Here is a 23257-nt window from a genome sequence, read left to right on the forward strand (position 1 = left end):
GCTGCTCATCGAAGACACCCGCCGACACCTTTTGAAATTCACCCGCACATGCGGGAGAATTTGGTGGGCTGCTCACGTTCGACGCGCCAGGGCATCCTGAGTTGCCGAGCCCAAACCGTGCATCGGAACCGCAGTCGGTCAGTTGTGGCCCCGAACTCGATCCAGGTGCCGTAACTCGGAGTTTTTTGCAGAGTTCTTTTGATAGTCCAGCCTGACAACGGCGCGACATCGCTCAGCGCCAGTTCGAACCCCTGGGGCCGCCCAGCAGGGTGGGTCGGGGGTAAAGGGTGTGTTGCGAACGCACTCCCGCCGCACAGGAAGGTTCCGGAATTCCACGACCAAATCGGCAACTCAATCCCTTCATCCGCAAATACCTCAAGACCGGCCGCCCCGCCCATGCAGATGCCAGAGGTCTCGGCGAAATCAAGCCGGTCGAGCCCGCCGCCCGGCAGGAGGGCGCGCCCCTCCTCGGCGATGATCAGGTCTACGTGATGAAGTACGGGAGCGAGTACCATACGGCGTGGTGCCACGTTGTGGCCGACACATGGCGCAACGCCCCCAGAGGGCTCCTAGTGACGTTGTTGGCCGACATCGGAGCGCGGACCCGCTGCGAGGAATGCGACCGACCCCTGAACGCGGCCGGAGCGTCATCTGCGCAGGAGTACCAAAAACAACCCCGGCCCGCCCCGGCGACCCCGCCGCCGGACGGGGTGATCCCGTTGAAGGTCGTCGGGGTGGCCCATGGAATCCTGTTCCTGGCGGCGGGGCCGGAGCATCAGGAACTCCTTAAGAAGACCGCTGTCGAGCCGGCGACCCCGCTGTTCGTGGGCGGACGGCGGGCCGGCATCGTGATGCGGGTGGACGCCGCCCGCGACGAACCACGCCTGGTTGTCCAGTTGGACCCCCGCGCCACGTTCCAGAACGGGCCGTACCAGCTGCGCCTCCGCCGTCCCCTGCAGCGGTCGGCGACCAAACCCTATGCCGTGGAGTCCGTTGAACAGGTGCCGCGGGGTAGCACTCCGTAAGGCGCCCGGGCAGGTGCTGACGGTTCGGCGACGATGGCCGACTCCCTCTCGGCCGTGACCGTGGATGGTGCCGCAAAGCCAGTCGGCTGACCGCGGAATAGACTGTGCGCATGGACGGCCCCGTGGTGACGCGCCTGCGGCACATCGTATTCCAGGCAGCGGCAGCCGCGATCGCCGCGGCCGTGCTGGGCGCTGCTGCGGCCTGCAGCCCGGAAGGCGGTCCGGAAGGCGGTCCGGCCGGTACGACCTCCACGGCCACGGATGCCGTGACCGCGGAAATCAGCCAGTTCCGTGACAACTACAGCAAACAGATCATCGAAATCCAGCTCACGAACACCACCGGCCGCGCCCTGACGGTCCTTGCCGCGGAACTGACCAGCCCGCTGTTCCCGGCGCCGATCACCTGGCCAGCGCGCACGGGCGGGATTGAGCTTCCGCCCGGACAGGCGAAGAGCCTGCCGGCACCGCTGCCCGCACCGGAATGCGGCTCCCCGTCCCCGGCCTCAACAGGGCCGGCAACCGCCTCCGGCGCCGACTCCGGCAACGCGGTTGTCGCGCTCCGGCTGGCGGTGCCGCAAGGCTCTGTGCCACAGGGAACTGCGCCGCCCCAAGCCGTCGCCCCGGCAGCAGACCCGTTCGGCGTCCTGGCGCGGAACAATTCGGAGATGTGCCTGGCCCGGGCAGCCTCGGCCGTGGCCGCGATCGCGCTGGTTCCTGACCTCGAGGTCGCCGCGGACGGGCGGACCGCCGTCGTACGTCTGCTTGTCCAACCGCGCGCTGCCAGCGGTGGAGGGGCTGGCGCGGGTGAGCTGGTGATTGACCGGGTCGAGGAGACCACCTTGCTGGCGGAAGCCCCGCAAGCCCCCTGGCCCCGTTCGGTGACGCTCAGCGCAGGCGGGCCCCCGGCGGAAATGCGCCTGGGCATCCGGCCCTCCCGCTGCGATCCCCACGCCGTGGCCGAAGACAAGGTGGGCACGCTCCTGCCGCTTCGGGTTAGAGTGGCGGGCCGGGAGGGTGTTGTGAAGATCGACGCCGGCAGCCAACTTCGTGGCCGGATTTATGACTTTGTTACAAAGGCGTGCGGCCGCCAGTAGTCTGGGGGCATGTCCTTTGACGCCAGGCCCACCGACTTCAGCGCCGCCCGGATCAGCGAGGCCGTCCAGGAGATCCTGGGCGCGGGTATCCTTCCGCCGATTGTCCAGGCAGGGCACCCGGTGCTCCGGCACGTGGCGGCACCGTTTGACGGCCAGTTGAGTGACGCCGAACTTGGCCACCTCATCGACCTCATGCGCAGCGTGATGCACAAGGCCCCGGGCGTCGGCCTGGCGGCACCGCAGCTGGGCATTCCGCTGCAGCTCGCCGTCCTGGAGGACCAGTTCACCGTCGACCCCGACGTCGCAGCCATCCGCGGGCGGGAACCGCTGCCGTTCTTTGCCATGCTGAACCCGAGCTATCGGGCCCTTGGCGACAAGTCCGTGGCGTTCTACGAAGGTTGCCTCTCCATCGGAGGCCTGCAGGCGGCGGTGTTGCGGCCGGAATCGGTCCAGCTCGATTTCGCGGCGCCGGACGGCACGCAACTGGAGCGGACTTTCACCGGCTGGCAAGCCCGGATTGTCCAGCATGAGACCGACCATCTGCACGGAGTGCTGTTCCTTGACCGGGCCGAGCTGCGCTCCATCAGCAACAACGCCGAATACTCGGCCCGCTGGGCCCAGCCAGACATCAGCCGTGCCCGGCAGGAACTCGGGTTCCTGCCGGACCCGGCGGAGGACTAAGGCAGAGGTGCCGGGTTCCCGGCAGATGGCAGGTAGCGGGCCCACCACTTCAGGATTTCATCGAACCTCTGCTTGCGGTGGTGCGGAGTGCCCGAGCGGGACAGCTCATGGTTCTCGCCCGGGAAAACCAGGAATCCGGTCTCGACGCCCTGCTGCTTGAGGGCGGTGAAGTACCGCTGGCCCTGCTCCACGGGGCACCGGAGGTCCTCCTCACTGTGGATCACCAGCGACGGCGTCCGTACGTTCTCCACCCGGGCCATGGGACTCTGGGCCGCCATTTGCTCCGCCGAAGGGCCGGTGTATTCGCCGCCGAAGAACCAGCCGATGTCAGAAGAACCCGTAAAGCTCACAGGATCCAGGAAACCGCGCTCGACGATGGCCGCCCGGAAGCGGTGGTCGTGGCTGATGGTCCACGCCGTCAGGTAGCCGCCGTAGGAACCGCCCATGATGCCGACATTGGCGGCGTCCAGGTCCTCAAACTTCTCCACGGCCCCGTCCAGGAAGGCGAGGACGTCCTGCATGTCCACGGTTCCCATCCGCTCCTTGATGGAGCGTCCGTGCTCCTGGCCATAGCCGGCCGAGCCCCGCGGATTGCACATGAGTACGGCGTAACCGGCCCCGGCATAGACCTGGGCTTCGTCGAACAAGGCCACGCCGAACTGGGCAAAAGGGCCGCCGTGGATGTTCAGCAGCACCGGGTGCGGCCCGGGGCCTGCCGGCTTCACGAGCCAACCATGGACCGGGTACCCGTCGGTCGAGGGCAGAGTCAGTTCCTGCGGCTCGCTGATGCCCGCCACGCTGCGCAGCGGCGCGGAGAAATCCGTCAGGCGGTGCACGTGCCCGCTGTCGAGCACAGCGAGGTCCCCGGCCGTGGTTGCATCGCTGAAACTCACGACGAGCCGCCCCCCGCCGTCCGCGGCCCCGGTCACCACCCGGTTCCCCTCCAGCAGGACGGCGTGGCCTCCCGTCGCGACGAATTCGTGCAGCTCTACGGTTCCCCGCGCATTGTTCAGCACCAGGGCGCCCGCGGCCCCGCGCAGCTCGATCCGGCTGCCGCCGGACAGGTCCAGGGTCTCGGCGTCGCTAAGCGCTGTGGCGTCTCCGCCGGCGGCCGGCATGGCATACAGGGCGGTGTTCCTGGCCACGAAGTCCCGGCCGGAGGCGCCCAGGTCCTGGGCGAGGAAGAAAAGCCACTTCCCGTCCGCGGACTGGCGCACGGCGCTGACGGTCTGCCGTCCGGTATTGGCCTGTGTGAGGGCTTTCGTCAGCCCTCCGGCGGCGGGAATCGAGTAGATTCCGCTGACGAGGTCGGTGTCCCGGCCCTCATGCAGGGCCGCGGTGAAGTAGATGGTGCCGCCGTCGGCGCTGAAGCTGGCGTCGTTGTGGTCCGCCGCCCCAGTGGTGAGCTGCTTGGCGGCCGGCAGCAGGCTGGCACCGGTCTCCGCGGGATCGGCCGCGGCACCGAGGGCCTTGAGGGCGCGCCCGGCCGGGGCCACCTTCGGTTCGGCGTCAAGCTGCGGCACCTCGACAAGGAACAGCTGCAGGGGCTTGTCGGCCGTGTAGCCAAGGCCGTTCATGCGGTACTGGTAATCGGTGATCAGCCGGGCGTCCTCGCTGCCGGCACCCACGCCGTCGATGTTGCCGTACCGGCCCTCATCAGGGGTCCTGGCACCGAAGACAATGCTGCGGGAATCGGGTGACCAGGCAAAGGAGCTGACCCCCAGCGGCGCTGCCGTTAACAGCTGGGGTTCGCCGCCGGCTGCTTCCACCACGTGGAGCTGCGGTTTTCCGCCGGCGGCCGCACGCAGGAACGCAAGGGCCTGGCCGTCCGGTGAAAAGTCCGGCGCGGTGTCCCGGAAGCCGCGGGTCAGGCGGCGCGGCCGTTGGCCGGGGTTGAGGTTTGGGTTGTTCAGGTCCGGATCCAACGGGACGGTCCACAATTGGCCCACGTAGGCATCGGCATCGAAGTCCGGCCGGATCACGGACACCACGGCGCGGGAGCCATCAGGGTGCACGGCGGGAGCGGAGACGGAATTGAGCAGCGGTAGATGTTCAGATTTCACGCTTGCGAGCCTAACCCGCGGCGGGCGTGCTGTGAACTACCTCACGCCCTGCCGGTGCGCCGCGGACGCCACGGCCGTCCCATTCCCCGGCAGGGCGCCGTCGGCGGGAAGGCTCCAGCGTGACCTGCCCCTGCGCCCTGCGCGCGAGGCGGGCCGGGGTTCCGCGCTTAGGATGAAGCTATGCCTCCCGCCCCTGATTTCCCCCTCTTGTGCCCGGTGTGCCGGGACGCTCTCCGCTTCGGTGGCGGCGGTGCCCGCACCCTGGTGTGCGGCGCCGGCCACAGCTTTGATGCCGCCAGGCAGGGATACTTCAACTTCCTGGTCGGCAAGGGGACTGTTTTTGAAGCCGACACTGCAGAGATGGTGGCGGCCCGCTTCGATTTCCTCTCGGCAGGGCACTACCGGCGGCTGGCCGATGCCATTGCCGATCTTGCCGCGCCGGCGCTCATGGGGGCCCCGGCCGGGCAGCCGGCGGTGCTGGACGCCGGAACGGGAACCGGCCACTACCTCAGGGCCGTGCTGGATCGTCTCGCCCGGGATCGCGCGGCACGGGATCTTGCATTAACGCCCGATCCGGCGGCGGACGGTGCTTCGGCGGACGGTGCTTCGGCGGACGGTGCTTCGGCCGATGGTGTCCTGGCCGCGGCCATCGGCCTGGACATTTCCAAGTTTGCACTGCGCCGGGCCGCCAGGATGAACCCGGAAGCCTTGAACGTGGTCGGGGACGTCTGGCAGCCGTTACCGCTCGCGGACAGCGCCGTCGACGTCGTCACCGTGGTCTTTGCGCCGCGCAACGCGCCTGAGTTCGCCCGGGTGCTCCGCCCCGGCGGCCGCCTGATCGTGGTCACACCACGGCCTGGACACCTGGAGGAGGTTGCCGGCCTGACCGGGATGCTGGGGATCGAACCGGCCAAGGACGAACGGCTCACTGCTTCCCTGGGCAAGGATTTCGCGGCCGTCAGCGCCAGGGATCTGGACCTGGCGTTGACCCTGGCTCCGCGCGACGTCGCCAACCTTGCCTACATGGGTCCGGCAGGCCACCACCTGGACCGTGCCGCACTCGCGGCCCTCGAGGCCGGGCTTCCGGCGTGGACCGCTGTCTCGGCCCGCTTCCGGATCAGCGTTTTTGCACCCATCCGCTGACCGCTCCCGCCGCGGCCTGCCTTCAAGCCGCCCTGAACCACTCCCGGGGGAATCGGGATGGGGAAATCGGGCAGGGAATCGACCCGCGAAATAACGACTTGGCCACTTTGTCCATGAATTCCCAACTCCCTGTCCCAGCTATTGTCCTGCCGCTTAGGATGGAAAGACAGTTACTGGGGAACTGTGCCTGCAGCTCCCGGAACTAAAGGGGGAATTGATGTCTGAATGGCTGATCGAGAATTGGTGGGCCCTGTGGCTCACGCTCTTTCTCCTGTTTGCCGTGGTCGAGATGATCACTCTGGACCTGTTCTTCATCATGCTCGGCGGCGGCGCTCTCGCCGGGCTCGTGGCGGACTTCGCCGGTGCGGATCCGTGGCTTCAGATCATCGCCTTCTGCGTGGTGTCCCTGCTCATGATTGGCTTCGTTCGGCCGGTGGCCCTCAAGCATCTGCACCGGGGCCCGGCGGATCAGCGCACCAACATCGAACGACTTATCGGCGAATCCGCCGTCGTCATGGAGGCCGTGAACGAAAGCGGCGGGCTCGTCAAGATTGGCGGCGACGTCTGGAGTGCACGGTCCGAATCGGGAGTGCTGGTGCCCGGACAGCAGGCTGTGGTCAGCGCCATCGACGGTGCCACCGCGATCGTGGCCCCGCAGCCGGAATCGGCAATCCAATAAGGGACAGCAGTTCTGCGGGCAGTGCTGTCCGGAGGGCCTCGGAACTGCCGCAGCGAGACCAAACCAAACAACTGGGGAATAGGTGAAGTATGGATATCGCAGTCGCAATTGTGCTGCTGGTACTAATTGTGTTTGTAATTATTGTGCTGGTCCGGTCGGTTCGGATCATTCCACAGGCCCGGGCCGGCGTCGTTGAACGGCTGGGCAAATACCAACGCACCCTGAATCCCGGGCTTACCCTGCTGATCCCGTTTGTGGATCGCTTGCTGCCGTTGCTCGACCTGCGTGAGCAGGTGGTTTCCTTCCCGCCGCAGCCCGTCATCACCGAGGACAACCTGGTCGTTTCGATCGACACTGTGGTCTACTTCCAGGTCACTGACGCACGGGCCGCCACTTACGAGATCGCCAACTACATCCAGGCCGTGGAGCAGCTCACCACCACCACCCTGCGCAACGTGGTTGGCGGCCTCAACCTTGAGGAAGCGCTGACGTCGCGCGACCAGATCAACGGCCAGCTCCGTGGCGTCCTGGACGAGGCGACCGGACGCTGGGGCATCCGGGTCTCCCGTGTGGAGCTCAAGGCGATCGATCCGCCCCACTCGATCCAGGATTCGATGGAAAAGCAGATGCGGGCCGAACGTGACCGCCGCGCGGCCATTCTGACGGCAGAAGGCACCAAACAGTCCGCAATCCTCACCGCCGAGGGCCAGCGCCAGTCGTCCATCCTGAAGGCCGAAGGCGACGCCAAGGCCGCGATCCTGCGCGCTGACGGCGAGGCGCAGGCCATTCAGAAGGTCTTTGACGCGATCCACAAGGGCAACCCGGACCAGAAGCTGCTCGCCTACCAGTACCTCCAGACCCTCCCGAAGATAGCCGAGGGGAGCTCGAACAAGCTGTGGATCATTCCCAGCGAGGTAGGCGAGGCACTCAAGGGGATCGGGAACGTGCTGGGGGCAAACGCCGTGCAAGAGCAGGCGTCCCCGACGCCGGACGTTGTTCCGCCGTCAGCGCCGGCCGGTGCAGACGGCCAAGGGAGCCGGCCCTGAGCCCCAGTCCGCATTGGATCACTCGGACGCCGCCTGCGTAACTGCGCAGCCTGCGCGGTCCCTGCTGGCCCCCGCAGCCCGGCCGTTTAGGCCCAGCTGCGGGGGCCGGCCAATTCAACGACGGGCCGGTCGGGTGCAGCCTACGCAGTTCACCCCGCGGGGCTACTCGCTTTACCTCGCCCGCACCACTCCCGTATACTTGAATATTTGTCCGGTCGGTTCAGCCGTCCGGAACAAAAACGCTCCGCACAGCGTTGATTCCAATGACGTTCCAAGCAGTTTTTGTCCACTGGCAACTGTCATCTGGCCGGGCCAAACGGGCCAGGTACGGTACAGCGCGGTGCAACCAGAAGTCCGGCGCCTGACGGTCCCCGGACAACGCAGGGCTGGACCCTGCGAACCGAATAGAGGGAGAAAAGATGAGCGATCGCAGCCTGCGGGGTATGCGCCTTGGCGCACAGAGCATGGAGACCGAATCCGGCGTCGAACCGGCTCCGCGCCAGCGGGTTGAATACCGTTGCGAGGACGGCGAGCAGGTGTTCGTGACGTTCTCCTCGGAAGCCGAAATCCCCCCGGTCTGGGTTTCGAAGACGGGCAAGGAGGCCTTGCTGGTCGACGGCGAACGCCCCGTCAACAGCAACGAAAAGGCAGTGCGCACGCACTGGGACATGTTGCTGGAGCGCCGCTCGCTGCCCGAGCTCGAGCAGATCCTCGAAGACCGCCTCACGATCCTGCGCGAACGCCGGGGCGAACGCCGCTCGGCCTAGACCCCCAGCGCACCGGCTACGGCAAGGGCCGGGCCCGCATCACTCTGTTGATGCGGGCCCGGCCCTTTTTGGTCCGGATTGCCATCCGGGAACGGGAGCCGTCCGTGCTGCTAGGCGTTCTGCCGGCTGTCCTGCTTGCCCCGGAGCTTGTTCCAGCGGGCAGTGAGTCCCCACTTGGTGACGTTGATCATGGCTTCGACGACGATATTGCCGCTCATCTTCGAAGCGCCGAGCTCACGCTCAACGAAGGTGATGGGCCGTTCCACGATGGTCAGGCCGAGCTTGGCCACGCGCCAGGCCAGATCCACCTGGAAGCCGTAGCCGACCGAGTCCACTGCATCCAGGTTCAGCTTCTCGAGCGTGGTCCGGCGGAAGGCGCGGAAGCCGCCGGTGACGTCCTTGATCTTCACGCCCAGCATGATCCGGGCGTAGGTGCTGCCGACTCGGCTGATGGCCTGGCGGTAGAGCGGCCAGTTGACCACACTGCCCCCGGGAACCCAGCGTGAGCCCATGGCGAGGTCCGCGCCCTGCTCCACAGCTTCGATCAGCTGGGGCAGCTGCTCGGGCTGGTGCGAACCGTCGGCGTCCATCTCCACGAGGATGTCGTAGCCGGCCTCCAGGCCCCACTTGAAGCCCGCGATGTACGCGGCTCCCAGCCCCGCCTTTCCGGCGCGGTGCAAGACGTGGACCTGGCCGTCGTCGGCCGCCAGACGGTCCGCCAGCTGCCCCGTGCCGTCGGGGCTGTTGTCGTCGACAACCAGCACGTCGGAAGCGGGCACGGCTGTGCGCAGGCGACCGAGGGTCTTGGGCAACGATTCCAGCTCGTTATAGGTCGGGATGATGGTGAGGACACGCACAGCGAGGCCTTTCCTTGAAGGGAGCGGTCGGTGCGCCGAACGTCATTCGTTCCGGATATTCAGGCGCAACTTCCCATTATAGGGAGTTGCGCGCCCGTCATGGGCCCGCGTGACCCCCCGGGCAGGTCCACCCGCTTCGGGCCAGTTCCGGCAGGCCTCGAATTGCGGCGCCGGAACCGTTTTCTGCTGCGAAGTAGACCCGCCCCGTGGGGTGCCCGGGGTCATGACCAGTAGAGCTCCCGCGGGTGCGGCAACCTGGGATGGACCGGGACTGACGGAGCCTGCGCCGTACGCAACCCTCCGTTGCCCCTCAATGCTACGGGGGCGGACCGATCTGTCAACCGAGCCGTGACCTGCCGTTATGTCCATCGTCCCAGTTCAGGGCAGGGTTACGGCCGTGAATGTTTCGGCTCCGCCGGCCGGATGACGGGCCGTGGATTGGTCGCCCAGGGCTCAGGCTCCGACGGCGCCGCTGGCGTAGAGTTCCCGGCCGTCCCGTACCGTCAGCAGGCAGGCAGGATCGCTGCCGGTGTCCAGCGCCGGCAGGAGCGGTGTGCGGGCGCGCGGGTCGGTGCTCCAGGACTGCACCCGGCCGTCGGCAACCTGGACCATGAGTTCCTCGACCTCCCATACCGCGAAGCTGGCCGGTGCCCCCGGCACCAGCTGCCCGGCCATGGGGTTGGGGTAGCGGGCGGCCCGCCAGCCGGCCCGTGTGTGGCCCAGGAACGCGGCGCGGGCGGAGATCTGTTCCGCAGGGTTGGTGTGCTGCAGGCACGCTCGCACGCTGGACCACGGCCGCAGCGGCGTCACCGGGCTGTCGCTGCCGAAGCAGATCGGCACACCGGCCGCGTAGAGGCTTCCAAAGGCGTTCATTCCCAGCTGGCGGGAACCGAGCCGCTGCTGGTACAGGCCGTTCCCGCCACCCCACAGGGCGTCGAAGACCGGCTGCGCGCTGACGGTGACCGAATAGCGTGCCAGCCGGCTGATGGCCGCGGGATCCGCGAGCTCGACGTGCTCGAATCGGTGCCCCGCGGCGCGGACGCGCTGCTCCCCCACCTCGGCCGCGGCAAGGTCGAGGGCGTCCAAGGCAGCGTCCAGGCCCGCGTCGCCGATCACGTGGAAACCTGCCTGGATTCCCAGCAGCGAGCACGCCGCAAGGTGGGCGGCGGCCTCGGCCACGGAGAGGTACAGGTTGCCGCGCTCTCCTGGTGCGTCGGCGTAGTCCGCACGGAGGGAGGCGGTCCGTGAGCCGATCGAGCCGTCGATGTTGAGGTCGCCGGCCAGACCCAGAACGGATACGCCCAGGTCGGCAAGGATGGACTGGGCATGTTCCTGCGATGTGGCCAGTTCGCCCCAGTACGGCAGAATCTCGGGGACGGCGTCCGGGCCTTCATTCCAGGCCGTCGCCAGCTGCAGGTCCTCGATGCTCCCGATGTGGGGTGCCGCCATCTCCGCGAGGGCCACATAACCGTTGGCGGCGGCCTCGGCGAGGGCACGCCGCTGGTAGGTGCGCAGGGTGTCTGCCGGCAGCTGGCGGGCTGCCAGGCGGGCGGCGGTGTGCGCCCCGCGTTTGACCTGGCTGCCGGCGGCGCCGTCGAGCCCGTCCAGGCCGGCCGACGCCGCCAGGGAGCTTGAAACCAAGGCCGAGTGGACATCCACGCGGGACAGGTAAACCTGGCGGCCGCCGGCCGCGCGTTCGATATCGTCCCGGGTGGGCAGAGTGGGATCGGACCATGTGCTCTCGTCCCAGCCGTGGCCCAGGACGGGGCCATCCGCGCTGGAAGCAGAGAGGGAGAAGGCGGCCAAGGCGTCGAGCAGTTCAGTTGCCGAGCGCACGCCGGCCAGCTGGAGCCCAGCCAGGGCGATTCCGGTTTCCGTCACGTGGACGTGGGAGTCGACGAAGCCGGGGGCCAGCAGCGCGCCCTGCAGATCGATCACCTCCATGGAGGAGTCCGCGATGGACGTGGCGGCCTGCTCGGAACCGACCCAGGCGACAGTGTCGCCGTCGACCAGCATCGCGGTCGCAAAGGGATCGGCCGCAGTGTAGACGGAGCCGTTGCGGTACAGCGTGACTTTGCGGGGGGCGGGGGCTGCCGGCGAATCGGTCATGGGGCGGGAACTCCTTGTAACTGGTGGCCGGTCCAGCGCCGGCGGGTTCGAAAGTCGTGGGAGGCCCGGCAGGGGGCCAGGTAGCGGGCCGGCACGGCCCGCTACCTACGCCACGGAGGAATAGGCGACGACGCCGCGTTTGATGAGTTTGATGGCCTGCGCGCACAGCCGCGCAACCCGGGGGTCGAGGTTCGGGATGTCGGCCAGCTGGTCCAGGAGGTCAATCACCTGTTTGACCCAGCGGACAAAGTCGCCTGCAGCCAGGTCGGTGCCGCTCAGCACGTCCTGGAGGTGCCGGCCCTTGGCCCATTTGAAGATCGGCCAGACGAGGCCGAGTTCGGGCTCGCCGGTGAGAGGGAGCTTGTTGGCCTCCTCCACATCCTCCAGCGCGGACCATTCCCGGACCACGGTGTCTACCGCGGATTCCAGGGACACGCTCGGCATCTTGGGCCGCAGGCCGCGGTCCTCGCGCTTGGCCTGGTAGACGAGCACACTGGCCAGGGCGGCGATCTCGGCGGCGTCGAGGTCGTTGAACGCGCCCATCCGCAGTGACTGCGAAATCAGCAGGTCCTTTTCGCCGTAGATCCGCCGCAGGCGTTGCCCGTCCGGGCTGATGGACAGCACGCCGGTGTCCGAGGTCTCAAGGTAGCCGTAGCCCGTCAGGACGCCGCATACGCGGTCAAAGGTCTTCGCGATGGTGTTGGTCCGGCCCTGGATCTGTCGGATGAGCCCGTCCGTTTCCTGGCGGAGCTTCCACCAGCGTTCGGACCAGCGGGCATGGTCCTCGCGTTCGCTGCAGCCGTGGCACGGGTGGGCGCGGAGCTCCCGGCGCAACTCGGCGATCCGCTTCTCCTGGCTGGGCGCTGCGGAGGCCCGGCCGAAGTCGTCGTCGCGGCGCGGGGGCGCAGGCGGCCGGTGCTCGCGGATGGCGTTGCGCACCGAGGACGCCAAATCGCGGCGGGATTTGGGGACCTTGGCGTTGAAGGATTTGGGAATCCTGATCCGCGTGATCGGTGACAACGGACCTTCGACGTCGTGCAGGCCGATCCGGCGGAGCTGGTTGTCCAGCGTCATGACGGCGGGACGGGGCTCCCGGGATTCGTGGTCGGAGCTGAGCACCACGGCCAGTCCGGGCGACTTGCCGCCGGGGACATCCACCACGTCGCCCGGAAGCAGCCGGCTCAGGGAGTCCTCGGTGAGGGACTTTTTAGCCCGGGAGCTGCCCCTGGAGGCGGTGGTCTCGGCATCGCCCAGGGCCCGCCGCAACCGCGCGTATTCGGTGAAATCCCCCAGATGGCAGGTCATGGCCTTGCTGAACCCGGCGATGGACTCTTCCCGGCTCCGGACCTGCCGGGCCAGCCCAACGACGGAACGGTCCGCCTGAAACTGGGCAAAGGACGATTCGAGGATCTCCCGGGCGCGGGGCCGGCCGAACTGCGCCAGGAGGTTAATGGACATGTTGTACGTGGGCCGGAAACTGGAGTTCAGCGGGTAGGTCCGCCGTGAGGCGAGGCCGGCGACAGCCGCGGGATCCGTGCCGGGTTGCCACAGGACGACGGCGTGGCCCTCGACGTCGATGCCGCGGCGTCCGGCGCGGCCGGTCAGCTGGGTGTACTCCCCCGCAGTGATGTTGACATGCGCCTCGCCGTTGAACTTGTCCAGCTTTTCCAGCACCACGCAGCGGGCCGGCATATTGACGCCGAGGGCAAGCGTTTCGGTGGCGAAGACGGCCTTGACCAGCCCGTCGACGAACAGCTTCTCCACAACCTCCTTGAACGTCGGCAGCATGCCGGCGTGGTGCGCGGCGAGTCCGCGCAGCAGGCCGTCCCGCCAGCTCCAGAAGCCAAGCACATCGAGGTCGTCCGAGGGGATGTCCTGGGCGGCCTCGTCGACGCGCTGGGCGATGATCTGTTGTTCGCGCTCGGTGGTCAGCCAGAGTCCCGCCGCGACGCACTGGGCCACGGCGGCATCGCAGCCGGCCCGCGAGAAAATGAACGTGATGGCCGGCAGGAGGTCCTGCCGGTCCAGGCTGGCGATAACCTGCGGCCGGCTGGCCTTCCGCACCGGGCTGCGCTGGGCGCTCTGCGGTTCGTCCCGCTGGCGCTGGTTCCGCCGCTGGTTGCGGCCGCCATGGCCGAAGCGGCCACGGAAATTCATCTGGCTCTCGGCCCGTGCCATGGACAGCAGTTCCGGGTTGACCTCGAAACCGGCCCGCCCGGGCAGCTCTGCGGTGATGGCCGCGGAGCCAACGGCCGCAGGGACACTGCCTGCAGCGGCCCGGCCGGCAACTGCCTGACCGTCAGCTGCCTCGCTTCCCCCTGCCTCACCGGCTGGGGCGATCTCGTCAAAGGTTGTGTCGCCGGCAAACAGGTCCACGATCTTCCGGCCCACCATAACGTGCTGCCACAGGGGCACAGGGCGGTGTTCGGAGACGATCACGTCGGTCTGCCCGCGGACGGTGTCGAGCCATGCGCCGAACTCCTCGGCGTTGGAGACCGTGGCGCTCAGCGATGCCACCTGGACCTCGCTGGGCAGGTGGATGATCACTTCCTCCCACACCGCCCCGCGGAAGCGGTCAGCGAGGTAGTGGACTTCGTCCATGACCACGAAGCCGAGGTCATCGAGGGTGTCGGAGTCCGCGTAGAGCATATTGCGAAGCACTTCGGTGGTCATCACCACCACGGGGGCGTCGCCGTTGATGCTGGTATCGCCGGTGAGCAGGCCCACTTGGGCGGCGCCGTACTTGGCGGCCAGCTCGGCGTACTTCTGGTTGCTCAGGGCCTTGATGGGCGTGGTGTAGAACGCTTTGAGACCGCGCTGGAGGGCCAGATAGATGGCGAACTCCCCCACGATGGTTTTCCCGGCGCCGGTGGGGGCGGCCACCAGCACGCCCCGGCCCGCCTGCAGGGACAGGCATGCTTCGCGCTGGAAGTCATCGAGTTCGAATTCGAGCGAGCGGATGAAGCCGCCCAGATAGGTTTTGGCTTCGGCGGCCCGCTCGACGCTGGCGCGGTAACGTTCGGACGGCGATTCCGGCCCGGGGTGTGACGACATGCTTCCAGCCTAGTGCGCGAAAGGCTAGAGGTTCTCCAGCTCGGAGCTGGGGGTGGCCTGGTCGGCCGTGGCTTCGGTCTCGGCCGCATGCTTGACGGCGCGTCGCTCGCGCCGGCGGTCGTTGAGCAGGCAGAGCCCGATCGCGGCGAAGAACAGCGCCAGCATGGGTCCGGCCAGGTAGAACATGCTCATGGCGTCGGCGCCGGGGGCGGCCATCGCGGCGAACAGGCAGACCAGGAACACCGTGATCCGCCAGCTCTTGACCAGCTGCTGGCCCTTGATGAGGCCGGCCAGGTTCAGCCCGAACAGGACCACCGGCAGGAGGAAGGCGATGCCGAAGGCGAGCAGCAGCCGCAGCACAAAGGACAGGTACACCTGGGCGCTGATGAAGTTGGAGCCGCCCGTCGGCGTGAAATCGGTCAGGACGCGCACGGCGTTGGGCAGCACAAGCCAGGCCAGCAGGACTCCGCCGACGAACAGCGGCACGGCCGCGGCCACGAAGGACAGGGCCAAGCGGCGTTCCTTCTTGTGCAGCCCGGGCACAATGAAGGCCCACAGCTGGTAGAGCCAGACGGGGCTGGCGATGATCAGGCCCAGGAACACGGACACCTGGATCATGAGGTCGAACGAGCTCGCGACGCCGTCAAAGTTCAGGGTGGCCTGACGGCCCTCGTGCTCGTTCAGGTCGCGGATCGGCTTGATCAGCGCCGTCAGCATTGGCTGGTAGACAAGGAAACCCACTACCGTCCCAAGGACGACGGCGATTGCCGCCTTAAAGAGCCGGTTGCGCAGCTCTTTCAGGTGGTCGAGGAGCGCCATCCTCCCCTCGGGGTTCGATCGACGGCTCATGGTCAATGCCATACGGACTTAGGCGCGGGTCGACGGCGGAACGTCGGTTCCGTCGCCCGTGCGGCTTTCCGGTGCGCCGGCCTGCGGGTGGTTGATAACCCTGCCTTCGACCGGCTCTGAGCCATCCTTGGCGTCGGAGGCGCCGTCCTTCTTCATTTCCCGGACTTCCGACTTGAAAATGCGCATCGACTGGCCCAGGCTGCGGGCCATGCCCGGCAGCTTCGGCGCAGCGAAAAGCACCAATGCCAGAACGATGATGATGATGAGATGCCAGCCTTCAAGCCTCATGGGGGGAGGTCCTTTCGTTTGAATACATCCTATGACTAACGCGTTTCGATGTCGCTCAGCGCCTGTGGTTGCCCGCGGTCCTTCTTGCGCTGGATGCGGCGCAGCCGGCGGACGTTCTGCCGGGCGGACTTGGATGCGTGGTAATCATGTCGCATCCGGGCAGGCGAGGCAAAAACGGCGTCGCCGGGAACCGGCCGGGGGCCTGCGTCCGTGCCGTCCGGGGCACCGGCGTCGGCCGTTGCGGACCCGGCCTCGGGGGCCGAAGGTGAGGGCAGGCGGGAAAAACGTTCGGCGGCTTCACCCAATTCCTCAAGCGTGGTCATGGCTTGCCGGTACAGCCGCACGCCGAGCACGCCGAAGAAGAGCAGCGACAGCGCGACGAGCGCTATCCAAATCAGGATCCAGGACCACCAAGGCATGCTGATCAGTCTATCGGGCGATCCGACGAGGCTTCGTATTGCGCCAGGGCAGCGGCGAGCCATTCCCTGGACGCGTTCGCGAGGGCGTCTGGCTGCAGGATCCGCACCATTCCGCCGTGCTGGGCTACGAACATTGGCAGCCAGTCCGTACTGCCGAACCGGATTTCGGCGAGCATGCCGCCGCCGGGCAGCGCCGCGGTCCTCTCGGCGTAGTAGTCGTCTGCGAGACCCGTGCCACGGGGCGCAAGTTCCACCACCACCACCGTGTCGTCGTCGTTCGGGGTGAACAGTTTCACCGGAAAGCTGTCCGCCGGTTTCGCCGTCGCGGCCGCCGGCCGGCCGTTGGGCTCAAGGGCTTCGATCCTGTCCAGCCGGAAGTTGCGCAGGCCCTGGGCAGAGTGGCAGTACGCCTCGAGGTACCACGTGTTGTCCAGTGAATAGAGCCGCAAGGGGTCCACGTCGCGGTCGGACACGGCGTCGCGCTGCGGCGAGAAGTACCTCAAGTGCAGCTGCGCCCCGGACCTGATGGCCGCACGGGCGGTTTCGAGGGTGGCAGAGTTGCCGGGGGCCACCTCGGGGCCGGACAGCGCAGCCGCCTTCACCCCCTCCTCCCCCGCAGCGGCCATGAGTTTGAGCGTCACGGATTCCAGTGCGCCGCCTTCGGCGAGCTCGGGCAGGCCGTTGAGGGTTTCCAGGCCGGTCAGGAGGGCGCAGGCCTCGTCCACGGTGAAACGTACGGGGCGGGTCAGGTCCAGGTCCTGGGTGATGAAAACGTGGTCATCGTCCCACTGGATGTCCAGCAGATCGTCGGGGTAGCCTTCCGGCAGGCCTGAACAGATCAGGATCCGCAGGTCGTCCTCGAGCGCCTTGCGGGTGATCCCAAATCTGGCCGCGACCTCGCTGATATGCAGTCCCTGGTTGTGGACAAGGAAGGGGACGAGCTGCAGCATCCGCTTGAGCTGGTCCTCCGAGGTGCGCTTGCGGGTTCGCCCGGCGCGTCCGGCTTCAGGGAAGGCCACGTCCGGAACGGGTCTGGCGGCGAAGGCGGCGGCGCCGGTGAGGCGGCGGCGGACGGCGCCGGCGAGTTCGGGAGGTGAAATCACGGTGACCCGGGGACCATAGGAGGCCAGCTCCTCGCCCAGCGTCTCTGCATCGCGGAAGGGCACCGTGAGCCGGTCCCTCCCGGCCGCGGGCAGCCGGGCCCCGGGTTCCAGATCCAGGGCCCCGGGCTCCGGAGCTGGCTCCGAAGCCGGCTGGGCGCGTTTGCGGAGCCCCAGGAGCCGTCCCTTCTCGACATCGACGACGGCGCTCTGTACCGGCAGCTCGGCCAGGGCGGCCAGTTCGGCGCGGACATTGAACGCGGCGGGAGGCGTGAAGCCCTCTTTCTCCAGCAGGGTCACGGCGGACGTCAGGCGGGACAACCGGAAGAACCGTTTGTCCCCCCGGCCGCGGTCCTGGCCCACGAGGTACCACTGGCCAAAGCGGCTGCCCAGGCCCCAGGGCTCCACCAAGCGTTCCTGCTCCTGGCCCGTGCTGCCGGCGAGGTAGCTGAACCTGACCGGGTGCTGGGCATGCATCGCGGCGACCAGGTCTTCAAAGGCCTGGCCGGCGGGCCGGATGCGCGGCTGGACGCCGGTGGGAAGTTCGGCGTCGACGAGGCCGCCGGCGGCCTGCAGCTTGCGGACCGCGTCCACGGCGGCGGAGCCGAGGGCGGCATGCTCCCAGAGCTGCGCTGCGAGGATCAGGACAGTGCATTCCTCGGGGCTGAGGCTGACGTCGGGCAGCCGGTTCGATTCCTTGCCGATCCGGTAGCGGGTGGTTGCCGGGTCGTCGGAGCCCCACCCCGTGTCCGTCACGGTTTCGACGTCAAAGCCAAACTGGCGCAACTCGCCTTTGTCGCGTTCGAACATGCGGCCGAAGGCGACGTCACTGCTCGTGGTGTCGTGGTACACCTTTTCGCGCAGCTCACCGCGGCGCAGGCCGTACTTGGTGTTGAGCAGGGCAATGAGCAGGTTCAGGAGACGTTCTGTACGTGAGGCGGACACCACGCAAGGGTACTAAAGCCGGTCCCCGAAAATAACGAAAGCGCGGCAACAGCCGGAAGAACTTTTCCGATTGTTACCGCGCTTTGTGCATGTCAGCAGCATATTTCCTGCTGGTACCACCGGCCGGTGGGCCCACGCCCGCAGGGTTCCCTGTCCGTGGAGCCGGTGCGGACTTGCGAGGATAGGGGCGGGTGGGCCCACGCCCGCAGGGTTCCCTGTCCGAGCTTGCGAGGATAGGGGGCGGGTGGGTGGGCCCACGCCCGCAGGGTTCCCTGTCCGTGGAGCCGGTGCGGACTTGCGAGGATAGGGGGCGGGTGGGTGGGCCCACGCCCGCAGGGTTCCCTGTCCGAGCTTGCGAGGATAGGGGGCCGGTGGGGATTAGCGGACGGCGACGAGGTCCACGACGAAGATCAGGGCCTCGTTGGGGCCGATCGCCCCGCCGGCGCCACGGGAGCCGTAGGCAAGCTCGGACGGGATCTCGAGGCGGCGGCGGCCGCCGACCTTCATGCCCAGCAGGCCCTGGTCCCAGCCCTGGATGACCTGGCCGACGCCGACCCGGAAGTCCAGCGGCGCGCCGCGGCCCCAGGAGGCGTCAAATTCTTCACCGGTGGACCAGGCGACGCCCACGTAGTGGGTGGAAACGGTGTCGCCGGGCTTGGCCTCGGCGCCGTCCCCTTCGATCAGGTCGGTGATGACCAGTTCGGTGGGGACGTCCCCTTCGGGGAAGTCAATTTCCGGCTTCTCGCGGTCGAGGTTGCGCTGTCCAAATGACATGGTTACTCCTTTGACGTGACGTGTATTGACGTGTGGTGGATGCGGTGGATTACTTGACGCCGAGGATGTCGACGACGAAGACGAGGTCGCCCTTCGCGTCGCCTTGGCCCTGATCACCGTAGGCGAGGTCCTTCGGGACCACCAAAAGGACGCGGGAGCCGACCGTCTTGCCGGTCAGGCCCTGGGTCCAGCCCTTGATGACACCGGTCAGCGGGAAGGTGGCCTTCTTGCCGCTTTCAAAGCTGGAGTCGAAGACCTTGCCGGTGGCGAGGGCCACGCCGACGTAGTTGACGGTGATGGTGTCGGTCTCCTTGAGGGCCTGGCCCTTGCCGGTGATGAGGTCCTGGGAGACCAGCTCGGTCGGAGCCTTGACGCCGGTGACCGAGATCTCCGGGATGCCCTTGTCGTTTTCCTTGACGGTCGGCAGGCCGGCCGGCGGGGTGACGGCGTCGCCCTCAGGCTTGTCCAAGACCGGCGGAGCATCCTTGGCGGAGAGGACCTTGACGATCAGGAGCTGCGTCGGCTTGGCCTCGGTACCCTCGGCGGCGGCCTGGCCGGGAACGGCCAGGGCGATGTGGGAGCCAACCTTGGCGCCCACGAACGCGTTGTAGATCACGGGGCTGCTGGTCTTGAGTTCGTCGTTCAGCTCCAGCGGCTCGGGATCGTTGGGGAACGTGTCTTCGAGGGTGGCACCGTCCGTGCCGTTGAAGGCAACGATCGAAATGTCCGCGATCTGGTTGGCCTTGACCCGGTCGCCACCGCCCTCGGTGACCACCTTGACAGTGGGTTCCTTGACGTCGAGCGGCTTGGTGAACTCGACACCGGGGGCCTTCTTGTCACCGTTCTCGGTCAGTTTGACTGAGTCCAGCTTGGCGGTCTCACCCGCGGTCTGGCTGGTGGGTTCCGGAGCCGGAGGCGCTTCGCTGCCGCCGCAGGCGGTCAGCAGCAGCAGTCCGGGAAGAAGAATTGCTAGTAGTCGGCGCACTTGGAAACTTTCGTCGAGGCAAGGTGGACTCAGTGCCGTTCGGTTTCCCGCGGCAAAGAAAGCAGCGGCCGCAAGGCGGCCCTACCCCCAGAATAACGTGCCAAGCTGGGTATCAGCCCATCGAGTCCAGCAGCGCATCCACCCGGTCGTCCACGCTCCGGAACGGATCCTTGCACAGTATGGTCTGGTGGGCGCGGTCGTTCAGCTTCAGATGGACCCAGTCCACCGTGTAGTCGCGTCCGAGCTCCTGGGCGCGCCGGACGAAGTCGCCGCGGAGTTTGGCACGCGTGGTCTGCGGCGGGGCATCCACAGCATCCTTGACCGCGGTGTCGTCCACCACCCGGCGCACGGCCCCGCGTGCCTGGAGCAGGTAGAAGAGGCCGCGGCCGCGGGAAATGTCATGGTAGGTCAGGTCCAGCTGCGCAATCCGGGGCGCGTCAAGCCCCAGCCCGTGCCGTTCCCGGTAGTTGTCCATGAGCTTTTTCTTGATGGCCCAGTCCACTTCGGTATCGATCGTGCTCGTGTCGCCGCTTTCGATGGCGTCCAGGGTGCGCTCCCAGAGGTCCAGGATCATCGGCACGTGTGCGTTGTGCGCACCGTGCTCGGCCACGAACGCGGTCACCTTGCCCAGGTACTCGCGCTGGATTTCCAGGGCCGTGAGCTGCCGGCCGTTGGCGAGCCGCACCAGTGCCCGGCCGCTCAGGTCGTGGGAAATTTCCCGGATGCTGCGGATGGGGTTCTCCATCCGCATGTCGCGCATGATCACCCCGGCCTCGATCATCCGCAGGATCAGGTCCACCGTGCCGATCTTGAGCAGCGCCGTCGTTTCAGACATGTTGGAGTCGCCCACGATCACGTGCAGGCGCCGGTAGAACTCGGCGTCCGCGTGCGGCTCGTCCCGGGTGTTGATGATGGGCCTGGAGCGGGTGGTGGCGGAGGAGACGCCCTCCCAGATGTGGTCGGCCCGCTGGGAGAACGCGAAGGTGGCCCCGTGCGGGGTCTTGAGGATCTTGCCGGCCCCGGCGATCAGCTGGCGCGTCACGAGGAACGGGATGAGGATCTCCGCGAGCCGGGAAAATTCCCCGCGGCGCGGGATCAGGTAGTTTTCGTGGCTGCCGTAGGAGTTCCCGGCCGAGTCCGTGTTGTTCTTGAACAGGTACACGGTCCCGTTGAATCCCTCCGCTGCCAGCCGTTCCTGGGCTTCGTCCACGAGGTCGCATAGAATCAGCTCCCCGGCGCGGTCATGGGCGATCAGCTGGGCGAGGTCGTCGCACTCGGCCGTGGCGTACTCCGGATGGGACCCGACGTCCAGGTAGAGGCGTGAGCCGTTGGTCAGGAAGACGTTGGAAGACCGTCCCCAGCTGACCACCTTGCGGAAGAGGTAGCGGGCCACTTCCTCGGGCGCCAGCGGCCGGGACTCCGGGCTTGAATAGGAAATTCCGAATTCGGTTTCGATGCCGAATATGCGCTTGTCCATCTCACTTCTCCTCAGCCAGCAATGCCACGATGTCCGGGTCCTCGAGCCGGCGGAACGCCCGGCGGGTGCCGCGGCCGCTTTCCGACCCCCGGTCCAGTACCGCAACTTCCAGTGCGGATACCGGCAGGGTGGTGGTTTCCTTGTCTGCCACGAGTCCTGCGAGGGCCAGCCGGATGGCTCCCGCGAAGTCGAGTTCGCCCTGCCAGCCCGCCGCGACAGCTTCGGAAACCTTGTCCGCCTGCCCGCCCATCACGATGAAGCCGTGCTCATCGGCAATGGACCCGTCAAAGGTCAGCCGGTACAGATGGTCCGCCTCTTGGGTTTGAGCGACTTCGGCCACGGCCAGTTCCACCTCGAAAGGTTTCTGTTCTGCGGTAAACACCGCGCCGAGGCTCTGCGCGTACACGCTCGCGAGGCCGCGGGCCGTGACGTCCTCGCGGTCGTAGGAGTAGCCGCGGACATCGGCGTACCGCACCCCGGCTTGGCGCAGGCTCTCGAATTCGTTGTACTTCCCGACCGCCGCAAACGCGATTTTGTCGTAGATCTCGCCGATCTTGTGCAGTGACGGGGACGGGTTCTCCGCCACGAGGGCAATCCCGTCCCGGCAACTGATGACGACCACCGAGCGTCCGCGGGCGATGCCCTTCCGTGCGAAATCCGCACGGTCCTTCATGAGCTGTTCGGGGGATACGTAGAACTGCTGGGTCATCTCAGGCCTCCCGCTGGGCGACGGTCCGGGACTCGATGACGCGAACCGCCACGGCGGCCAGATCGCGGTCCGGGACCCGGACGGCGCCGGTTCGGTTCACGATGTACACCACTGGCCACAATTGCCGGACCGGGTCCGGGCCGCCCGTGGCGGAGTCGTCGTCGGCGGCGTCGTACAGAGCCTCGACGGCGACCGCCACAGCATCCTGCTCCGAGAGGCCGGGCCGCCACAGTTTTTTCAGCGCGCCGCGGGCGAACATCGAACCGGATCCCACCGCATGGTGCTCCTGCTCCTCGTAGCGGCCGCCCGTGACGTCGTAGGAGAAGAGCCGGCCGAAGCCTGCGGGCCGGTCGAATCCCGCGAACAAGGGGACGACGGCGAGGCCCTGCATGGCCATGGGCAGGTTGCCGCGCACCATGGCGCCGAGCCGGTTCGCCTTGCCGTCCAGGCTGAGGAGCGTGCCCTCGATTTTCTCGTAGTGTTCGAGTTCAACCTGGAACAGCCGGGTGATGTCCAATGCGATTCCGGCGGTTCCGGCGATGCCCAGCACGGAGTACTGGTCGGCGGGGAAGACCTTCTCAATGTGCCGGCTCGCGATCACGTTGCCCATGGTGGCGCGGCGGTCCCCGGCCATCAACACTCCCCCGGCGTAGGTCATCGCCACGATCGTGGTCCCGTGCGGGGCCTGCAGCGGTGCCGCCGAATGGGCCGCGGGCAGCTGGTTGAAAGGCACTTGGCCGAAGGGCATTAAGTCGGGCCGTTCGCGCTGCAGATGCTCGGTGAATGAGGACGTCGCGTTGGCTGCTACTCGGTTGGCTGTTGTTTCCTGCACTAACGCTCTCCCTCAACGTGGTGGATCAACGACTCTTCCGGCCCTTAGCCCCTCCCGCCGCCCTCATCCGGCGGCCGGCGGCGCTCCTACTGGCCGCCCTTTTGGACGAAGGCGCGGACGAATTCCTCGGCGTTGGACTCCAGCACGCCGTCGATCTCGTCGAGGAGATCGTCGACGCCCTGGGTGGCTGCCGACGCCTGGGCGTCCCCTGGGGCCGGCGGCGCGGCGGGGACGTCCTCGTCAACCTCGGTGTCCCGCGACTGCGGCTGCTGCTGCTCCTGGCCTGCCATTGTTCTCTCCTTCATGTCCGTCCCTTTTCTCCTAAGGGACATCCTGTAGCAATAGTGCCACGCCCGGGGCG

At 67.4% G+C, this 23257-nt stretch carries 21 protein-coding genes; 7 read left to right on the forward strand and 14 right to left on the reverse strand.

Going from position 1 to position 23257, the window contains the following annotated elements; translation table 11 throughout:
• Window positions 1-572 precede the first annotated feature (572 nt).
• From MRBLAR12_RS01990 to MRBLAR12_RS02000, 3 genes are all read left to right on the forward strand, one after another.
• Window positions 573-1025, forward strand: a complete 453-nt coding sequence (locus tag MRBLAR12_RS01990) for a hypothetical protein (RefSeq protein WP_364743151.1) — start codon at window positions 573-575, stop codon at window positions 1023-1025.
• A gap of 110 nt (window positions 1026-1135) precedes the next feature.
• Window positions 1136-2119: a hypothetical protein gene (locus MRBLAR12_RS01995; protein ID WP_364743154.1), complete on the forward strand. Its 984-nt coding sequence runs from the start codon at window positions 1136-1138 to the stop codon at window positions 2117-2119.
• Between the two features lie 9 nt (window positions 2120-2128).
• Complete coding sequence (locus MRBLAR12_RS02000; protein ID WP_229996018.1) at window positions 2129-2800, forward strand: peptide deformylase; 672 nt, start codon at window positions 2129-2131, stop codon at window positions 2798-2800.
• Here MRBLAR12_RS02000 and MRBLAR12_RS02005 read toward each other — a convergent pair.
• Window positions 2797-4863: a S9 family peptidase gene (locus MRBLAR12_RS02005; protein WP_364743157.1), complete on the reverse strand. Its 2067-nt coding sequence runs from the start codon at window positions 4861-4863 to the stop codon at window positions 2797-2799. The two genes, MRBLAR12_RS02000 and MRBLAR12_RS02005, sit on opposite strands and share 4 nt — an antisense overlap.
• Window positions 4864-5043: 180 nt before the next feature.
• Between MRBLAR12_RS02005 and MRBLAR12_RS02010 the strand changes: the two genes are divergently transcribed.
• The 4 genes from MRBLAR12_RS02010 (at window position 5044) to MRBLAR12_RS02025 (ending at window position 8498) form a co-directional block, all read left to right on the forward strand.
• Complete coding sequence (locus MRBLAR12_RS02010; protein ID WP_364743159.1) at window positions 5044-6006, forward strand: putative RNA methyltransferase; 963 nt, start codon at window positions 5044-5046, stop codon at window positions 6004-6006.
• A 217-nt stretch (window positions 6007-6223) separates the two neighbouring features.
• Window positions 6224-6685 carry an NfeD family protein gene (locus MRBLAR12_RS02015; RefSeq protein WP_090580549.1) on the forward strand — a complete coding sequence of 154 codons (462 nt, stop codon included), beginning with the start codon at window positions 6224-6226 and terminating at the stop codon, window positions 6683-6685.
• 89 nt (window positions 6686-6774) lie between these two features.
• Window positions 6775-7731: an SPFH domain-containing protein gene (locus tag MRBLAR12_RS02020; RefSeq protein WP_229996015.1), complete on the forward strand. Its 957-nt coding sequence runs from the start codon at window positions 6775-6777 to the stop codon at window positions 7729-7731.
• A gap of 419 nt (window positions 7732-8150) precedes the next feature.
• A complete protein-coding gene (locus MRBLAR12_RS02025) occupies window positions 8151-8498 on the forward strand; it encodes an RNA polymerase-binding protein RbpA (protein ID WP_026266329.1) in 348 nt (115 codons plus the stop codon).
• A gap of 110 nt (window positions 8499-8608) precedes the next feature.
• Here MRBLAR12_RS02025 and MRBLAR12_RS02030 read toward each other — a convergent pair whose 3' ends face one another.
• The 13 genes from MRBLAR12_RS02030 to MRBLAR12_RS02090 form a co-directional block, all read right to left on the reverse strand.
• The gene (locus MRBLAR12_RS02030; RefSeq protein WP_229996184.1) at window positions 8609-9355 is read right to left on the reverse strand and encodes a polyprenol monophosphomannose synthase; all 747 of its coding nucleotides are present in this window, start codon (window positions 9353-9355) and stop codon (window positions 8609-8611) included.
• Window positions 9356-9808: 453 nt separating this feature from the next.
• Window positions 9809-11464, reverse strand: a complete 1656-nt coding sequence (locus MRBLAR12_RS02035) for an amidohydrolase (RefSeq protein WP_364743165.1) — start codon at window positions 11462-11464, stop codon at window positions 9809-9811.
• 105 nt (window positions 11465-11569) lie between these two features.
• Entirely contained in the window at window positions 11570-14518 is a 2949-nt protein-coding gene (locus MRBLAR12_RS02040) for a DEAD/DEAH box helicase (RefSeq protein ID WP_229994968.1), read from the reverse strand.
• Window positions 14519-14542: 24 nt separating this feature from the next.
• A complete protein-coding gene (gene tatC / locus MRBLAR12_RS02045; protein WP_364743737.1) occupies window positions 14543-15337 on the reverse strand; it encodes a twin-arginine translocase subunit TatC in 795 nt (264 codons plus the stop codon).
• A 48-nt stretch (window positions 15338-15385) separates the two neighbouring features.
• Window positions 15386-15655 (reverse strand): Sec-independent protein translocase subunit TatA, encoded by a 270-nt coding sequence (gene tatA / locus MRBLAR12_RS02050; protein ID WP_229994969.1) that lies wholly within the window; start codon window positions 15653-15655, stop codon window positions 15386-15388.
• Window positions 15656-15690: 35 nt separating this feature from the next.
• Complete coding sequence (locus tag MRBLAR12_RS02055; RefSeq protein ID WP_364743170.1) at window positions 15691-16074, reverse strand: hypothetical protein; 384 nt, start codon at window positions 16072-16074, stop codon at window positions 15691-15693.
• A 5-nt stretch (window positions 16075-16079) separates the two neighbouring features.
• Window positions 16080-18119, reverse strand: a complete 2040-nt coding sequence (locus tag MRBLAR12_RS02060) for a helix-turn-helix transcriptional regulator (protein ID WP_364743173.1) — start codon at window positions 18117-18119, stop codon at window positions 16080-16082.
• 378 nt (window positions 18120-18497) lie between these two features.
• The gene (locus MRBLAR12_RS02065; RefSeq protein ID WP_018772903.1) at window positions 18498-18893 is read right to left on the reverse strand and encodes an FKBP-type peptidyl-prolyl cis-trans isomerase; all 396 of its coding nucleotides are present in this window, start codon (window positions 18891-18893) and stop codon (window positions 18498-18500) included.
• 49 nt (window positions 18894-18942) lie between these two features.
• The gene (locus MRBLAR12_RS02070; RefSeq protein WP_364743177.1) at window positions 18943-19878 is read right to left on the reverse strand and encodes an FKBP-type peptidyl-prolyl cis-trans isomerase; all 936 of its coding nucleotides are present in this window, start codon (window positions 19876-19878) and stop codon (window positions 18943-18945) included.
• Between the two features lie 112 nt (window positions 19879-19990).
• Window positions 19991-21355, reverse strand: a complete 1365-nt coding sequence (pafA, locus tag MRBLAR12_RS02075) for a Pup--protein ligase (protein WP_229994974.1) — start codon at window positions 21353-21355, stop codon at window positions 19991-19993.
• Window position 21356: 1 nt separating this feature from the next.
• Entirely contained in the window at window positions 21357-22064 is a 708-nt protein-coding gene (prcA, locus tag MRBLAR12_RS02080; protein WP_364743181.1) for a proteasome subunit alpha, read from the reverse strand.
• 1 nt (window position 22065) lies between these two features.
• A complete protein-coding gene (gene prcB, locus MRBLAR12_RS02085; protein ID WP_229994976.1) occupies window positions 22066-22896 on the reverse strand; it encodes a proteasome subunit beta in 831 nt (276 codons plus the stop codon).
• A gap of 86 nt (window positions 22897-22982) precedes the next feature.
• Window positions 22983-23186: a ubiquitin-like protein Pup gene (locus MRBLAR12_RS02090; RefSeq protein ID WP_090581157.1), complete on the reverse strand. Its 204-nt coding sequence runs from the start codon at window positions 23184-23186 to the stop codon at window positions 22983-22985.
• Window positions 23187-23257 lie beyond the last annotated feature (71 nt).

The sequence above is a fragment of the Arthrobacter sp. LAR12-1-1.1 genome, from assembly GCF_040676555.1.
GTDB lineage: Bacteria > Actinomycetota > Actinomycetes > Actinomycetales > Micrococcaceae > Arthrobacter.

Excerpts from the sequence above, each read along its gene's own strand:
- MRBLAR12_RS01995 (WP_364743154.1), top strand. The coding sequence starts at position 1,136 with ATGGACGGCCCCGTGGTGACGCGCCTGCGGCACATCGTATTCCAGGCA.
- MRBLAR12_RS02000 (WP_229996018.1), top strand. The coding sequence starts at position 2,129 with ATGTCCTTTGACGCCAGGCCCACCGACTTCAGCGCCGCCCGGATCAGC.
- MRBLAR12_RS02010 (WP_364743159.1), top strand. The coding sequence starts at position 5,044 with ATGCCTCCCGCCCCTGATTTCCCCCTCTTGTGCCCGGTGTGCCGGGAC.
- MRBLAR12_RS02015 (WP_090580549.1), top strand. The coding sequence starts at position 6,224 with ATGTCTGAATGGCTGATCGAGAATTGGTGGGCCCTGTGGCTCACGCTC.
- MRBLAR12_RS02020 (WP_229996015.1), top strand. The coding sequence starts at position 6,775 with ATGGATATCGCAGTCGCAATTGTGCTGCTGGTACTAATTGTGTTTGTA.
- MRBLAR12_RS02025 (WP_026266329.1), top strand. The coding sequence starts at position 8,151 with ATGAGCGATCGCAGCCTGCGGGGTATGCGCCTTGGCGCACAGAGCATG.
- MRBLAR12_RS02035 (WP_364743165.1), bottom strand. The coding sequence starts at position 11,464 with ATGACCGATTCGCCGGCAGCCCCCGCCCCCCGCAAAGTCACGCTGTAC.
- MRBLAR12_RS02040 (WP_229994968.1), bottom strand. The coding sequence starts at position 14,518 with ATGTCGTCACACCCCGGGCCGGAATCGCCGTCCGAACGTTACCGCGCC.
- tatC (WP_364743737.1), bottom strand. The coding sequence starts at position 15,337 with ATGGCGCTCCTCGACCACCTGAAAGAGCTGCGCAACCGGCTCTTTAAG.
- tatA (WP_229994969.1), bottom strand. The coding sequence starts at position 15,655 with ATGAGGCTTGAAGGCTGGCATCTCATCATCATCATCGTTCTGGCATTG.
- MRBLAR12_RS02055 (WP_364743170.1), bottom strand. The coding sequence starts at position 16,074 with ATGCCTTGGTGGTCCTGGATCCTGATTTGGATAGCGCTCGTCGCGCTG.
- MRBLAR12_RS02065 (WP_018772903.1), bottom strand. The coding sequence starts at position 18,893 with ATGTCATTTGGACAGCGCAACCTCGACCGCGAGAAGCCGGAAATTGAC.
- pafA (WP_229994974.1), bottom strand. The coding sequence starts at position 21,355 with ATGGACAAGCGCATATTCGGCATCGAAACCGAATTCGGAATTTCCTAT.
- prcA (WP_364743181.1), bottom strand. The coding sequence starts at position 22,064 with ATGACCCAGCAGTTCTACGTATCCCCCGAACAGCTCATGAAGGACCGT.
- MRBLAR12_RS02090 (WP_090581157.1), bottom strand. The coding sequence starts at position 23,186 with ATGGCAGGCCAGGAGCAGCAGCAGCCGCAGTCGCGGGACACCGAGGTT.